This window comes from Pseudoalteromonas lipolytica, from assembly GCF_003515105.1.
Classification (GTDB): Bacteria; Pseudomonadota; Gammaproteobacteria; order Enterobacterales; family Alteromonadaceae; genus Pseudoalteromonas; species Pseudoalteromonas lipolytica.
Window position 1 is genome coordinate 293,559 of sequence record NZ_CP032091.1, and the last position, 15,459, is coordinate 309,017.

General features: G+C 40.5%; 12 protein-coding genes. 10 read left to right on the forward strand and 2 right to left on the reverse strand.

The genetic code is table 11. The annotated features are described in order from the left end of the window. Window positions 1-30 precede the first annotated feature (30 nt). The 7 genes from D0907_RS17645 (at window position 31) to D0907_RS17675 (ending at window position 9,844) form a co-directional block, all read left to right on the forward strand. Entirely contained in the window at window positions 31-303 is a 273-nt protein-coding gene (locus D0907_RS17645) for a CBU_0592 family membrane protein (RefSeq protein WP_036972808.1), read from the forward strand. A gap of 226 nt (window positions 304-529) precedes the next feature. Further along, on the forward strand, window positions 530-2,512 hold the full coding sequence (locus tag D0907_RS17650; RefSeq protein WP_118844942.1) for a TonB-dependent receptor plug domain-containing protein: 1,983 nt from the start codon (window positions 530-532) through the stop codon (window positions 2,510-2,512). 22 nt (window positions 2,513-2,534) lie between these two features. Further along, the gene (locus D0907_RS17655; RefSeq protein ID WP_118844943.1) at window positions 2,535-4,274 is read left to right on the forward strand and encodes a sensor histidine kinase; all 1,740 of its coding nucleotides are present in this window, start codon (window positions 2,535-2,537) and stop codon (window positions 4,272-4,274) included. Continuing rightward, window positions 4,271-5,641, forward strand: coding sequence for a sigma-54-dependent transcriptional regulator (locus tag D0907_RS17660; RefSeq protein WP_036972805.1), 1,371 nt, complete (start codon window positions 4,271-4,273; stop codon window positions 5,639-5,641). The genes D0907_RS17655 and D0907_RS17660 overlap by 4 nt, the downstream gene beginning before the upstream one ends. Before the next feature lie 280 nt (window positions 5,642-5,921). Next, complete coding sequence (locus tag D0907_RS17665; protein WP_482811983.1) at window positions 5,922-6,806, forward strand: porin; 885 nt, start codon at window positions 5,922-5,924, stop codon at window positions 6,804-6,806. A 57-nt stretch (window positions 6,807-6,863) separates the two neighbouring features. Next, window positions 6,864-8,294, forward strand: a complete 1,431-nt coding sequence (locus D0907_RS17670) for an SLC13 family permease (protein ID WP_227006889.1) — start codon at window positions 6,864-6,866, stop codon at window positions 8,292-8,294. Between the two features lie 134 nt (window positions 8,295-8,428). Further along, window positions 8,429-9,844: a coniferyl aldehyde dehydrogenase gene (locus D0907_RS17675; RefSeq protein WP_118844945.1), complete on the forward strand. Its 1,416-nt coding sequence runs from the start codon at window positions 8,429-8,431 to the stop codon at window positions 9,842-9,844. 19 nt (window positions 9,845-9,863) lie between these two features. Here the strand turns inward: D0907_RS17675 and D0907_RS17680 are convergent, their stop codons facing one another. Next, window positions 9,864-10,586 (reverse strand): tetratricopeptide repeat protein, encoded by a 723-nt coding sequence (locus D0907_RS17680; RefSeq protein WP_036972801.1) that lies wholly within the window; start codon window positions 10,584-10,586, stop codon window positions 9,864-9,866. 545 nt (window positions 10,587-11,131) lie between these two features. Here D0907_RS17680 and D0907_RS17685 point away from each other — a divergent pair. After that, the gene (locus D0907_RS17685; protein WP_074989125.1) at window positions 11,132-11,980 is read left to right on the forward strand and encodes a DUF6279 family lipoprotein; all 849 of its coding nucleotides are present in this window, start codon (window positions 11,132-11,134) and stop codon (window positions 11,978-11,980) included. Window positions 11,981-12,173: 193 nt separating this feature from the next. After that, window positions 12,174-13,223: a GGDEF domain-containing protein gene (locus tag D0907_RS17690; RefSeq protein WP_065979125.1), complete on the forward strand. Its 1,050-nt coding sequence runs from the start codon at window positions 12,174-12,176 to the stop codon at window positions 13,221-13,223. Here the strand turns inward: D0907_RS17690 and D0907_RS17695 are convergent. Further along, the gene (locus tag D0907_RS17695) at window positions 13,220-14,170 is read right to left on the reverse strand and encodes a LysR family transcriptional regulator (protein WP_065979126.1); all 951 of its coding nucleotides are present in this window, start codon (window positions 14,168-14,170) and stop codon (window positions 13,220-13,222) included. The two genes, D0907_RS17690 and D0907_RS17695, sit on opposite strands and share 4 nt — an antisense overlap. A gap of 118 nt (window positions 14,171-14,288) precedes the next feature. Here D0907_RS17695 and D0907_RS17700 point away from each other — a divergent pair, with 118 nt between their 5' ends. Beyond that, the gene (locus D0907_RS17700; RefSeq protein WP_118844946.1) at window positions 14,289-15,455 is read left to right on the forward strand and encodes an efflux RND transporter periplasmic adaptor subunit; all 1,167 of its coding nucleotides are present in this window, start codon (window positions 14,289-14,291) and stop codon (window positions 15,453-15,455) included. Window positions 15,456-15,459: the final 4 nt, after the last annotated feature.

Sequence of the window (15,459 nt, forward strand, 5' to 3'; positions counted from 1 at the left end):
TAAACAAATGAACAATATGGATTCACGTACGTGATAGCACTTTTATTTGATATTATTGGTATGACGGGTACTTTCTTGGTAGTAGGTGCCTTTTTCATGTTACAACTAAATAAAGCATCCCCGACAGGGCTTGTGTATAACATGATGAACTTAACTGGCGCGGTGCTGCTGTTAATTAGTTTGTGTTATAACTTTAACTTGGCCAGCTTTGTCATTGAAATATTTTGGATTGCGGCATCATTGATTGGCTTATACAAATATCTTAAAACTAAGCGCAGTGAGCGTGTTAAGCAGTTTAGCTAATTGAGACGTTAAACTAATGATACAGGAGCCCATAACTATAAAGTACATGGGCTTTTTTATTACACCAAGTACAGAGCGTCAAAGACTGTATAAAATTAAGTGAATTGGTATAAAAAGATTGCAAGCTTACCCATCTTTTGTATTAATAGTGTAAACAGAGTGTTGCAGTGCAACATTTAATCATTATTACGGGTGTCTCTAATCATTATTACGGGTGTCTCGCAGCATGAAGTTTTTACTATGTTCAACACTTTTTTTAATCGCAAATTCCCCAGCAGCGCTATTTGGCGCAGAAGCTTCTGAAGATGAAGATTTATTTTCATTAAGTTTTGAAGATTTACTCGATGTACACGTTGATATTGCGAGTAAAACAGCGGAAACCCTGTCATCAGTTCCTTCAACAATGAGCGTGTTTAGCCGTCAGCAAATTCAAGCGCTCGGAGTTGATAATGCGTATGAAGTGATGAATTTTGTTGCGGGTATGCAATCAACCCGCGGTGATTGGGTAGGGGCTGTGCCTAAAGATCATGCCCGAGGAGTGTACCTAGATAGTGGTAATGTGTTGGTGATGATCAACGGTGAGCGCGTCAATGAATCATCATTTGGTAAGGCTTCGGTCTACATGCCTTACATACCTATTGAGGTAATAGAAAAAATAGAGTTTATTCGTGGGCCGGGCTCTGCTTTATACGGTAGTAACGCCTTTTTAGGTGTGATGAATATTGTCACGACAAAAGAGCGTAATGCATTACAGGCTGTAGCAGGCAACAATGGTCGTTACGGAGCAACAGCACAGTTTTATAAGCATTTTAGTGACACGGTGTCGGCGTATGCGACGTTATCATACGAAAGTAAATCGGGTGAACGCTACCCACAAGACGTAAAAGACCCTCTAAAAGCGGTGTATATTGAGGCAGGGTTAGATTATAAAAAACTTTCACTTCATACACGTTACAATGAAACGCAACTTGATGAGTTTTTAAATCTTGCCGGTTATTCTAAACAAAACCAACACACCAGTGATAATACGTTTATAGGCATTAAATATAATTGGCTTAATACCGATAAATTCAAGCTAGATAGTCATTACTCTTACAGTAAACATGCAATATCAACGGCTGGGTTGATTGCTGAATTTGACGATATGCCAGACTTTTTATTAGGGCCCGATTGGCAAACATCTGACAGTAAATTTTCAACAGAATTAAGTTACCAGTTTGATAATCAATTGCAATTAGCTGCAGGCGTTGAATATGCTGAGGCAAAGCAGCAAAAAGCCGATGTACGTACTAACTATTATGATAGTGACTCACAACAAGTTATCCTCGCGCCTGCTTATTATCAAAATGGGATTGTACGTATTAAAGATTTTCCTTTATTTGCGTCATTAAAGTATACCTTTGAAACGGTGAGTGCTTACGGGCAATTAAAGATTCCATTTTCTGACTCGTTCACGTTCTTTATAGGGGCACGCTATGATGATGTTAAAGATATCGACAGTAAATTATCACCTCGATTAGCAAGCATTTACGAAATTAATCAGTCACATACATTAAAGCTTCAATATGGCGAATCGTTCAGAACACCGGTGACGAATGAACTTTTTTCTAATGACTCTGTGACAAAAGGTAATCCATCATTACAATCTGAGTCAGTTAAAACCACTGAACTTGTTTGGCACTATCAAAACGCGACACTTCAAACAAATGCGGTACTTTTCTATAATGAACTTAATGACTTTATTGAGACTGTGCCCTTTCAAGGCAGTGACACACTGTTCACTTTTGAAAACTCACTCAACACTGATAACCATGGTTTAGAGCTGGATGCTACATGGCAATATAATAAAAAATTTGCGCTTATGGGAACCTATACACACTATTTCCATGAGCCGATAAATGCCAGTTTTAAACGCTTTGCCAGCTTAGTTACCCGTTATAACTTAAACGATAGTTGGCAGCTAAGCCTAAACATTTTATGGCGTGACCAAGTGAATGCGGCTTCATTAAACGGTGATGAGTTTAACCAATCGGCTTATAGTTTATTAGGAGGCACGGTTAAATGGCAATTGAATACGCATAGTCATTTAATGTTTAAAGCTGAAAACGTATTGGGTAAAAACTATAACGTGTTTGATCCACGTGTTGAGAATGGCTCTGTCGCTGGTACAACAGAAGAATTATCGCTACACTACCAAATCAATTTCTAGCAGTGTCGTGTTTAAGGTCTGAATGTCATCATTAAGTAAAAAGTTAGTTGCGGCAGGTGCTATTTTAATATTGCTGCTTGTATTGGTTTTTTACATTGGTCGACAACACGATTACACAAAAGCCAGTCAATTAAGCCGTGTGCAAGCGGTGCAATTAAGTCACTATTTTTCAAGTGAACTTGAACGGTTTCAAACGATCCCTGCCTTAGTGAGTGCTAATGATTTAGTAAAGACGTTTGTAACTAACCAAGGTGTTGGTGAACAAGCCGTCAATTATTATCTTGAAGATATCCAGCGTGCAAGTGGTGCATCAGATGTTTATTTAATGGACTTATCTGGCTCTGTTGTGGCCAGTAGTAATTGGCAAGTCGATTACACTTTTCTTGGCAGTAACTTTGCGTTTAGGCCGTATTTTTATTTAGCGAAAAAAGGTGAAAAAGTTGCTTACTTTGCACTAGGAATGCGCTCAAGTGAGCGGGGTATATACTTCTCTGAACCGGTTATTGCAGACGGTAAAGTTATTGCCGTCGTGACATTAAAAGTGAATGCAAAAAAGTTTGAGCAAGACAGGCAATTGCTAAATGCGTCAGACAGTACGCACTTTCATATTTCTCTTGAAGACAGTGTTATCGTGATGTCTGATGTGCAAAGCTGGCGTTTAAATTCGTTAAAAGCGCTTAGCGAAAAGCAAATGGAAACGCTTGTAAGTTCAAGGCGATACCTATCACATACGCCAAGTTTATTAACTTATACTTCTAAGCCTTTAAGTGATAATACGGCTGAGCAAACCATCGAAATAAATAATAAGCGAGTGCGATTTATTAGCGCGTTCGAAACCATCGATATTATTAATGCGAAGGCCAGCGTGCTGGTAGATATAAGCGGTTTAGAAGTTGCACAAATACCACGTTTACTGTGGTTTAGTGTGTTTTATATGATAGTTGTCGTGCTGATACACATGAGTATGGTTCGTTTCGCGGGTTATAAAAAACTCTTATTTTCAAGACACAGTCTTGAGCAAGAAGTGATAGAGCGTACGCATGCACTCGAAAAAGCGCAAAAGGCACTTGTCCAAGCTGCTAAGCTGGCTACGATAGGCCAGTTAAGTGCGGGTATTAATCATGAAATAAACCAGCCATTAAGTGCCATGAACACTTATTTAGTCAGTGCAAAGCGATTGCTTATGAAAGGCAATATTGAACAAGCATCAGAAAACCTTGTATTGGTGCAATCGCTCATTGAGCGTGTACATAAGATCGTTGCTCAACTTAAGCATTTTAGTAAGCCTGCACAAACGCAACTGCGTGAACAGAGCTTATCACGGATGCTTAAAAATGCATTAATGATCGCCAGTGCTCAATTAAAGCAAGATGATATTGATGTTAAAACAGCCGACATCTCAGAACATATCACGGTATGGGTCGACAGTGTAAAGTTTGAACAAGTATTAGTGAATGTAATCACCAATGCCAGCCAAGCGATGGCTGAATGTGAAAAACGCGAATTGAGTTTTGAGCTTGAATTATTTGACGACAGAGTGAAGTTTTCGATATTAGACACAGGCCCAGGCATTGACCAACATGCATTAGGCAGTATTTTTGAGCCATTTTACAGTACCAAAACCAGCAATGGTTTGGGGTTAGGGCTGTCTATTTCCCGACAAATTATCGACTCATTCAATGGTCGATTAAGTGCCCATAACCGCCCTGAAGGGGGCGCACAGTTTATTATTACACTACAAAGCAATAAGGAAACCTCATGAGTTTAGTTGCCAATGCCTGCCAACAGGTGATCGTTATTGATGATGAAGCGGTGATCCGTGATTCATTAAAGCAACTGCTCGAGATTGAAGGCTATCAGGTGCAATGCTTTAGCGAACCAACGGCGGCGTTATCTAAACTAAGTCGTCGTTTTGAGGGGGTTGTATTAAGCGATATTAATATGCCTAAGATGGATGGTTTAACCTTTTTAGAACAAGTTAAGGCATTTGATAGTGAACTACCGGTTATTTTTCTAACGGGCTTTGCAGACGTGTCTGTCGCAGTAAAAGCCATGCAATTAGGGGCTTATGACTTATTTGAAAAGCCGCTAACTGAGCAGCTATTAGATTGCATTGCGCGAGCATGCGATAAACGCGCGTTGGTGATGGAAAACCGTGCATTGAAAATTGCAGTCGAAAAAACATCAGCACCTGGTGTGCGAATTTTGGGTGAAACCGAACAAATGCAGCAGATGATGCATTTACTCAATGCCGTGATTGATACGCCAGCAGATGTATTAATTGAAGGCGAAACAGGCACCGGAAAAGAGCTAGTTGCTCGCTACCTCCACGACCAAAGTAATCGTTCATCAGCAAATTTTGTTGCCATAAATTGTGGCGCAATTCCTGAGCAGTTAATTGAGAGTGAGTTATTTGGTGCAGCCAGTGGCGCGTACACGGGGGCAACACAATCACGACAAGGTAAGTTTGAATTTGCTAAAGGGGGAACGGTATTTTTAGATGAAATAGAATCGACCCCAGCAAGTTTGCAGGTTAAGTTATTACGCGTGCTTGAAGAGCGAAAAGTTACTCCCGTTGGTGACAATCATGCTGTTGATCTTGATGTGCGTATTGTTGCAGCAACCAAGGTTGATTTACTTTCTTTAGTCGAAGCCGGTGAGTTTAGAGCCGATCTTTATTATCGACTGAACCTCGTTAAAGTGAGTATCCCTGCGTTACGTGACCGAAAAGCTGATATACCGTTGCTGTTTAAACATTTTAGCTCCATTGCGGCGACTCGATTCCATAAACCACCTGCAACACTGAATAGCGAAGCTAAACAACGTTTGTTAGCCTACGATTGGCCTGGCAACGTGCGTGAACTTAGAAACCAAGCAGAACGCGCTGTTTTGTTGGGCTCTGACTTAGCATTTGCCACTAACAATGATAGTAACAACGAAATCCAACTCGCCCAAGATCTTAGTCTCGCTGAAAAAATGAGTTTTTATGAGCAGTCACTGATTGAAGAAGCACTTGAGCGAAACAATGGCAGTATAAAAAATACCATGCAAACCCTGCAAATCGCCCGTAAAACACTCTATGACAAAATGAGTAAGTACGGTATTAATCGTGAAATGTTTAAGGATTAAGCAATCACAAAGTGGGTGTGGGTGGATTAAGTGACATCGCATCTTAAAAAATGTGTGGAAATCCGCACATAAAAACAATGCCAATAAATTGATTTAATCATAACTATATGTATTTTAAGTTTTTTAAATTTATTGTGTGAGTTGGCAATTAATTTGCCTCTAGTGTTAGGAACAACAATTTGAACCTAATATAAAGGGGCGCATAATGACAACAATAGTAACTTATACAAAAACTCGCGTTGCAACGGGTATAATTTTAGCGTGTTTTGCAGGCTCATCTATGGCTGCTGACTACGCTGTATATGGAAAAGCCGAAGTTCAAATAGCCAACACCGATACTGGTGTGATGCGCTATGCTGATGAAGGTACGCAAATTGATGCACCTTTTTCTCGTATAGGCATCAAGGGCAGTCATAAACTCACTGAATCATTAAAAGCTGTGTTCAAATACGAAGTACAAGTAAAAGGCTTTGAACACGATGATACTAATGAGCCATTCTCAGCACGTAATACATATTTAGGCTTAGCGGGCGATTTTGGTGAAGTTGTCGTTGGTCGTAATGACACGCGCTTTAAATATTCAGAAGGCAAACTTGATGGTTTTAACGAAACACAAGCTGATATTGCGCAGTTGATCCCAGGGCAAGACCGGATTGGCGACACCATTACCTATAGCTCTAAAACATATGCGGGTGCTTCATTAGCGTTAACATACGCGCCAAAAGACGATAGCAGTAATGATGAGTCAGGGTTTGCTGCAACCGTTATTTATGGTGACCGTGCATTAAAATCAGCTAATTATTATGTTGCAATCAGTCATGTTGATGCCCTTAATAAATTAACGGCAAGTCGCGTTGTCGCGGCGTGGAAACACGAAAATCTTCAGTTAGCCGGTTTAATCCAACGTAGTGAATCAACAGACGGGACTAAAGAAGGCAATGGTTATGCTGTAAGTGCAAGCTATGCAATTGATAAATGGGTCCCTAAATTACAATACGTAAAAGACGACTCTAAAATTCGCCATGCTGAAGAAGGTAAACAATGGACAGCAGGTGTTGACTATGTATTTGATAAACAAACAACTGCATACTTATTCTATACTGATTTAGACCTTGATATTGAATCAGATAACAGCATTGCACTTGGCCTTAAGTACAAGTTTTAAGGAGTCGGTATGTCATTAGTTAATCAAACAAAAGACGGCACAGAGCAACGTCCGTTGATGACCACTGTGATGCTTTTATTGGGTCCATTAGTGATGCTATTAACATGCTTAATAGACCCACCAGCAGGGATGAGTGAACCCGCACTTAGAACAGCAGGCCTTGCATTTTGGATGGCATCTTGGTGGGTGAGTGAGGTTGTGCCAATTCCAGCTACTTCATTATTACCACTGGTTATATCACCTCTTGCTGGTATTGCAGCAATCAAAGGGGTTGCAGCACCGTATGCTCACCCTTTGATCTTTTTATTCTTGGGCGGTTTTTTAATTTCTATCGCGATGGAGCGTTGGGGGCTACATAAACGTATAGCACTTAATACAATGCTTCGTGCGGGAACGAAACCTAGCCTACAAATTTTAGCGATGATGTTGGTGACGGCATTTTTATCAATGTGGATGTCAAATACAGCCACTGCGGTGATGATGCTACCGATTGCTATGTCGATCACGATGTTAGTAAAGCAATCTAATCCTGATAACGACCAATTTGGCAAAGCATTATTACTATCTATCGCGTATGGCGCGAGCATTGGTGGTATTGCCACGTTGATTGGTACTCCGCCAAATGCATTAATGGCAGCGTACTTATCAGATAGCTATAAAATTGATATTGGTTTTGCACAGTGGATGAAAGTGGGTGTCCCGCTTGCAACAGTTATGCTTATTTTATGCTGGGTATGGTTAACTAAGTTTGCTTATAAAGTGGATACACCGTGCGCGCAAGATGCGAGCCAAGATACTAAATCATTATTTTCAACCCAGCTTAAAGAGCTTGGCGTAATGCAGCGTGCTGAAAAAGGCGTGGCAATAGTGTTTGTACTTGCTGCTGTGTGTTGGATTTTCAGACCGTTACTGGCTGATTCAACAGGGTTAAAAATATCGGACACAGGCATTGCGATTGCTGCTGCTTTACTGCTGTTTGTGTTACCTGCGAATAAAGGGGATGGCGAGCGTATTCTCGATTGGGAAAGTGCAGCAAAAGTGCCCTGGGGCGTGTTATTACTGTTCGGGGGTGGTTTAACACTTGCTGCGCAAATTAAATCATCAGGCCTAGCAGAGTACATCGCTCACATGATTGAAGGTGCAAGTGTGATTCCGTTAGTACTGAGTGTCTTGGCTGTTGCAACATTGATTACTTTCTTAACTGAGATCACAAGTAATACCGCAACTGCTGCTGGTTTCTTACCGCTATTAGGTCCGGTTGCTGAATCTGTATTTGGAACGCCTTTAGTGTGGGTTATTCCTGCAGCGATTGCATGTAGCTGCGCATTCATGATGCCTGTTGCAACCCCTCCTAATGCCATTGTGTTTGGGTCAGGGCAAATTCAAATGCGTGACATGATCCGATCAGGCTTTGCACTTAATATCATTGCGATTGCGATGATTACGCTAATTACAATGACCATCGCGGCCGCTGTGTTTGGCTTTTAAGATACATTTATAATATCCAACCTATTCCAACCAACAACAGCGCTCACCCTGAGCGCTGTTTTTTTACTTCTATGAAAGTTGCGGCGGTTATTATTGATCGCTATAGTTGAATTTGTCGCTATTCAAGAGATCACATTTTGACTGATATTCAAAGACTTCTACATTCTCAATTCCAGCAACTCAATCGTACTTTTTTGGCTGAACCTTATTTGCCAATCGAGCAGCGTATTAGCATTTTAAAACAGATAAAAAATAGCCTGATTACTAACGAGCAAGCCCTTGTTGCGGCGACGAGTAAAGATTTTGGATACCGCACTGCTTTTGACACCGTACTGGGTGATTTATTACCGACAGTAAAACTCATCAGTGACACAATAAAACGGCTGCCCAAGTGGGCTCGCAATGAGTCGCGTGGTGTGGGTATTAGTTTGTGGCCCTCTAAGGCTCATATTAATTATCAGCCAAAAGGTGTTATCGGTGTTATTGCGCCGTGGAATTATCCTATACAGCTCGCACTGGTTCCTGTCATTACCGCATTAGCGGCAGGTAATCGAGTGATGCTAAAAGTCAGCGAATTTACACCCCATACCAATGAGATTATAAAGAATATATTTTCTGGTGAGTTAGCAGCGCATTGCCATATTGTTGAAGGGCAGAGCGAGGTTGCTGCGGCGTTTAGTGAACTGCCTTTTGCACACATATTATTTACAGGCTCCACAACAGTAGGTCGTAAGGTGATGCAGGCAGCGAGTCAGCATTTAACCCCGGTTACTTTAGAACTTGGCGGTAAATCACCGGTTGTGATTCTTGACGATGTGAATATAAAATCAGTGGCGAAAACATTGCTGTTTGGCAAGCTAAATAATGCAGGGCAAATTTGTGTTGCACCTGATTATGTATTCGTGCCAAAAAAACATGAGCATCAATTACTGCAACAGCTATGTGAGCTCTATAAACAGCATTTTAAAGACGGCGTTGAGGGAAAAAACCTAACTTCAATCGTCTCTGACTCTCAATATCAGCGTTTAAAATCATATTTAGTGGATGCTGAAGATAAAGGGGCTCAGATTTTTAAGCCGCTTGAAGAGAATCAATATGACGATTTAAAACATCGTTTGGGTTTGCATATATTGACGCAAGTTAATGATGCGATGAACGTGATGCAAAATGAAATATTTGGCCCATTACTGCCGATAATGAGCTATGAATCATTGCAACAGGTTATTGACTATATAAATAGTCACCCTCATCCCTTAGCATTGTATATTTTTGGCCACGATAAAGAGAGGATTTCGTTTGTGAGTCAGTCGATTCGCAGTGGCACCTTGGCAATAAATGATGTGTTGATGCAAGTGACCGCAGATCAGCTTCCTTTTGGTGGGATTGGTGAATCAGGAATGGGTCACTACCATGGAATAGAAGGGTTTAAAACTTTTAGTCATGCCAGAAATACATTGGTATCTGGTAAATTTAATCCAAGAACACAGCTATTGCTTAAGCAAAATAAATTGCTTATTACGCTATTAAAATGGATGTACTTGCGTCGATAGACGCAAGTACTTCGTGTCATTATAAACGACCGTCAGGGGCGTATAATCCCGCTTGTATTTTTGCGTAAATAGCGTCGGCTTTTTCTTTTGCAGCTTCAACTTCTGCTGGCATCATGTTTCGCTCGTCAAGTTTACGACTATGACTGGCATCCATATTGCCATTGTATTCAGCAATTGTGTTCCAAATATATGACTTTTCAAGGTTTTTTGGAACGCCCAAACCATCATAATACATTAACGCCATATTATACTGCGCAAGCGTAAAGTTATTTGCAGCAGCCTTTTGATACCAGCTCATTGCTGTGCGGTAGTCCTGTAAAACACCTTCACCATTGGCATACATAACACCTAAATTATATTGTGCTGCAGGGTGGTTTTTTTGCGCTGCCATTTCGTAAAGTGATATTGCTTTCTCTTTGTCTAGTTTTACCCCTTTACCTTCTTGGTAAAGTACACCAAGTGCAAACATTGAATCTGCGTGAACTTGCTTAACGGCTTTTTGGTAAAGCTCTGCTGCTTTACGGTAATCACGCTGAACACCGAACCCACCTTCGTACATTTTAGCTAATTCATAAATAGCGGGTGCATAGCCACGATCTGCAAGGTAATTAAATTCTTGAAGTGCTTCTTCAAAACGTCCTTCATTCGCTGCGAGTTGAGCATCTTCTAGGCTTGCATTGGCAAACGGTGAAAGAAGTAACACGCTGCTTAGCAATAGTGATTTTAAATTAGGCTTGATCATAGTCTGCCTCCAAATGTGTGTTTAAATATCAATAATTAGGGTATTGATAAAAGCCTTGCCGTATCAGCAAATGGGCAAAACATATTGTTAGTTTAGACCCAACTACTGCAAATGCCTAATTTATAGACACCGACACGCTTAGTAATTAACAAGTAGGCTTAAGATACAGATTTTAATAGAAAAACTAAAGAAATAAAAAAAGCCCAGAGTGGGCTTTTTGAGGTCATATCTACCGTCACCGATATGAGCAATGTAGCAAGTAAAGTGTAACGTTTTATGTCGGTGCTCGGGTCGAGGAAGCAACAATCATTCAAGAGTTACGTCTTGAACAAACTTGGTGGAACAGCATCAAACCCTTGTAGGTATTGAAACTGGGGTATAAACAGTTTAGCGAACCAAGTTGTTGATAACGATTATTACTTAGGTTTAACTGTTCGTCAATAGTTAAATGAGAATTAATTTCATTAAAATGCAGGCATTGCATATTTACACTCTCTATCAACTTGCTAAAGTAATTAGACAGGAACAGGATTTTACAAATACAAATGAAAAAAATAGCAAAGTACCTTATTGCACTTAGCATATTGCTTGGCATTGCAGGATGTTCACCTAGTTTTACCTATAACAACCTTGGCTGGTTGTCTGGGTTTTGGATAGACGACTATGTCGACCTGAATAGCGACCAAGCAGATAAGTTTAAACATATAGTCCAAACTAGCCGTGATTGGCACAGAGAAACGCAATTGCCTTTGTACAAGCGTGATCTCGAACATTTAAAATCATTACTTGATAAAAATGTTAGTCATGATGAATTAAAAACCCATTTCTTAGCTGCCAAACTGCATTGGCAAACATTAGTGACAAAACTTGAACCTGAGTTAATTGCATTAGCAAATACCTTGTCTTACAAGCAGCGTGTTGAGTTTGTGGCTGCGTTACAAGAGAACATTAACGATGAATATGAAGAGCATGAACAAAAAACGCCAGCAGAGCATGATAAAGCGCGTTTAGACGACAACCTTGATACCTATAAAGAGTGGCTTGGTACAAAGTTATCAACTGAACAAAAAACATTGGTTGTCGATTTCACTCATCAGCGTGTCGATACTTTTTTGCTCTGGATGCAGTACAAACAAAAACGTTTAGATGCACTTAAAACGTTATTTTTACAAGAAACCAAGCCCGCCGATTTTGATCAACAACTTGCGGTTATTATTAACGACCGAGTTGCGTTCATGAGCCAAGCACTTATTAACGCTGACGACAAAAATTTAGAGAATTACGTGAAACTATTGTTAGCACTTAAATCCACATTAACAGACAAACAGCAAAAAAATGTACGCAATGAATTTAATGATCTGATCGAAGAAGTGACAGCGTTAATCAACGATTAGTTGTTTATTTTGAACTGAATATTTAAGCCGGTTCTGTTATTAGCGTGTGCTACTAATCCAAAGAGATACTGTGTAGTAATAATAGGGATGTAGTGTAAAGAGCTTACCTTAACGCTGTTCACTGTTAATAAAATGTTCCTAATTAATTTGTTTCACGCTAAAATCAAGTAATCATAACAAAGCGAGAAACTTGATGGATATTGGTGCGCTGAGAGGCACTCAGGCTTTACGAAATAACGTTCTTAAATGGATGAGCTTTTGTTTGGGCGTACTTGCAACAATATTCGCTTTTTATAATTTACTCTATAACGACTTTGCTGTGCTTGGCATACTCGAAGTTTTCTTTGCCGTTTTTTGTTTCCACACCTATTTTTACACACGACAACACTACGGCCATCTGTGGCAATCGCTCACTCTGTGCGTTTTTTTGAGTCTGCTTGTTGTTATTGGTACGCATTTTGGTGATATTAAAAACCTGCTATTTATTTGGACGTGCGCTCTGCCCATTTTGTATTATTTGTTATTAGGCAAGCGATATGGGCTATTTTTCTCGTTTGGAATAGCCATCATCCAAGGCATTACTTTACTCAGTAAAGAGACCTTAGTACCGTTAAACTCTGTTAATTCGTTACTCAACCTCTCGTTTGTCTATATCAGCATTTGGGCTGTGTCGCACAGTTTTGAAAATAGCCGTGCAGAATATGGAAAGCGTCTTGAAAATTTAGCCTTGTTAGACCCTCTCACAGGGGCTGGCAATCGACTCGCAATGACTCATTATTTCGAAGTTGAGCTGACTCATAAAAATGGTTTGTTTATGTTAATGCTTGACCTTGATTACTTTAAAAAAATTAATGATCAGTACGGTCATGAAGTAGGCGATAGAGTGTTAATAGAGGTCACCAGTTTCTTTAGGCAACGGCTTAATAAAGGCTATGTGTTTCGTATTGGTGGCGAAGAATTTGCTATCTTTTTACCTGCAAGTGACCCACAGAGTGCGTTTGAATTTGCGGATATGTTGCGTGAGCAATTAGCCACAATTGACTACCAAATAGATGAGCACACAATTAATGTAACCATTAGCATTGGTGTTGCGTGTTATATGCCAAAACAAACCCTTAAAAACTTTATCAAACGGGCTGATGACGCCTTATATCAGGCAAAACAGCAAGGACGTAATCGTGTTGTTACAGCCTATGAGTTAAATATTACTCAACTGTTTTGCGATACAGATAAAGCAAGCTAAGTATTTTTTTGATACATGGCATCGTAATTAGGGATATTTGCTTCCCAAATGGGGATATCTTTACCTATGTATTCACGCATCGCATCAAAAAATAAGCGTGTTCTGACTGGCAGGTCTCTGTGTGGATACACAGCATACACCGCACTGTAATCAAGTAATTCAATGTTGGTCAAAATAGGCACTAAATCACCTCGCTTTACTTCATTTTCAAGTATAAAGGCAGGAGCGAGCACATACGCGTTTCCTGAAATAGCCTTCATAAGAAGTACTTCTGCGTCATTAGCCCTGAAAACACTTTTAATATTTTGCTCGATAATATCGCCATTAGCATTGCGATAACGAATACCACTTATACGCTTACTCGGACTGGTGTAGCTGGCTGCTGGCAGTTCTTTTAAATCTTCTACAGATGTTGGCATACCGTAGGTTTCAATAAACTCAGGCGAGGCTAAGAGCAACATCCGGTTACGTGCAATTTTACGCGCGATGAACGAGGAGTCTTTTGGTTCGCCAACACGAAACGCGAGATCGTAACCCTCAGACACTAAATCAATTAATCTGTCGTCTAGACGAAGTTCCACTTCTACTTGCGGAAAACGTTTTTGAAAGTCGTTAATAACCGGTTGAATGTAGCGTTTGCCAAGAATACTTGAGGAAGTGATTTTAAGGGTTCCTCGCGGTTCTTGGTGATAGTTTTCAGCTAGTCGCACTGTTTCATTTAAGAGATCTCTGAGTTCAGCGGCTTTTTTGATCATTTCAGCCCCTGCTGCAGTTAATGAAAACGAGCGCGTGGTTCTATTAAGCAAGCGAACACCTAACTCGTCTTCTAGGCGGCTAATTTGTTTAGAGATAACTGAGCGGTCGATGTTTCTCGATTCAGCGGCTTTTGCAAACGAGCCTCGTTCTATTACCTCAAGTAGCATTAACAGGCGGCTGGTGGTATCCATAGCAGTTCCTAAAACATTATTGATGCCATTTTGGCATTAAAGAATTTAGAAATCTATCATTTTTGTCATCTAATTAGTGCCGTAACATTGTCTCCAATCTATAAACAGGAGAGTCGTGATGAACAAATCTATTCTTGCAGTGGCAGTGGCCATTGCGAGCTTAACGCTTGCAGGGTGTGGCACAGAAGCCAACCAAGCAGCGCAGCAACAGCATTTACAACCTATTGATGTAGCACAAGTACTCGTTAAGCCAGTACAAAATTGGCACACCTATACAACACGTTTAGAAGCACCGCAAGAAGTTGCGCTCATGCCACGTGTTTCGGGTGTGATCGATAAAATTAACTTTAAAGAAGGTGACAGCGTTAAAGAAGGCGATTTGCTTTTCACGCTTGATGCACGCCCTTTTGCTGCGGTGGTTGATAGCTTAAAAGCGCAAATTGAAAGCGCCAAGGCAGCACTTGAGCAAGCTAAAAGTGAAGCAAAACGAGCTGAGCGCTTAACAGAACGAAAAGCTATTTCAATTGAGCAAGCAGAGTCTCGTAAATCAACCCTTAGACAACGCGAAGCGCAATTGCTAGCTCTTCAGGCAGAACTGAGTGCAGCTAAGCTTGATTTAGCATTTACCCAAGTTCGTTCACCCATTGATGGCGTAGTATCGCGAGCAAATATCACCAAAGGTAACAACGTACTTGCCGGTCAAAGTGTGTTAACACGCATTGTTTCAAACCAGCAAATGTATGCTTACTTTGATATTGATGAGCGCACGTGGAATCAGTCATTTTCTGATGTTACAGCGCAAAGCGAGCAAGCGGTCGTGATGCAAAAAGTGGGCGAAACGAGCTTTAACTTTAATGGCAAAATTAATTTCATTGATAATCAAATTAACGAAACTACCGGTACTCTTCGCGTTCGTGCCGTGTTTGAAAACGATGAGCAACAACTGCGTGCGGGGTCATTTGCTCGTATTAAGCTTGCAGCCAATAAAGTAAGCGAAAAAGTTATCGTGCCAGAGCGCGCAATTGGTACAGATTTAAAGAACCGTTTTGTACTCACTGTGGGTGAAGGCAATGTTCTTGAATATAAATTAGTGACGGTGGGCGAGCGTTACGGCAGCCTACGCGCGATTACATCAGGCTTAAATGAAAGTGATGTGATAGCCGTCAATGGCCCTGCTCGTGTAGGTCCTGGTATGCCTATCTCACCAAACACCATCACCATTAACAGCGACGGAATAGCATTCACTCTTTCCAGTACAAATTCAGACTTGGTCGCAAAACAGTAGGGCA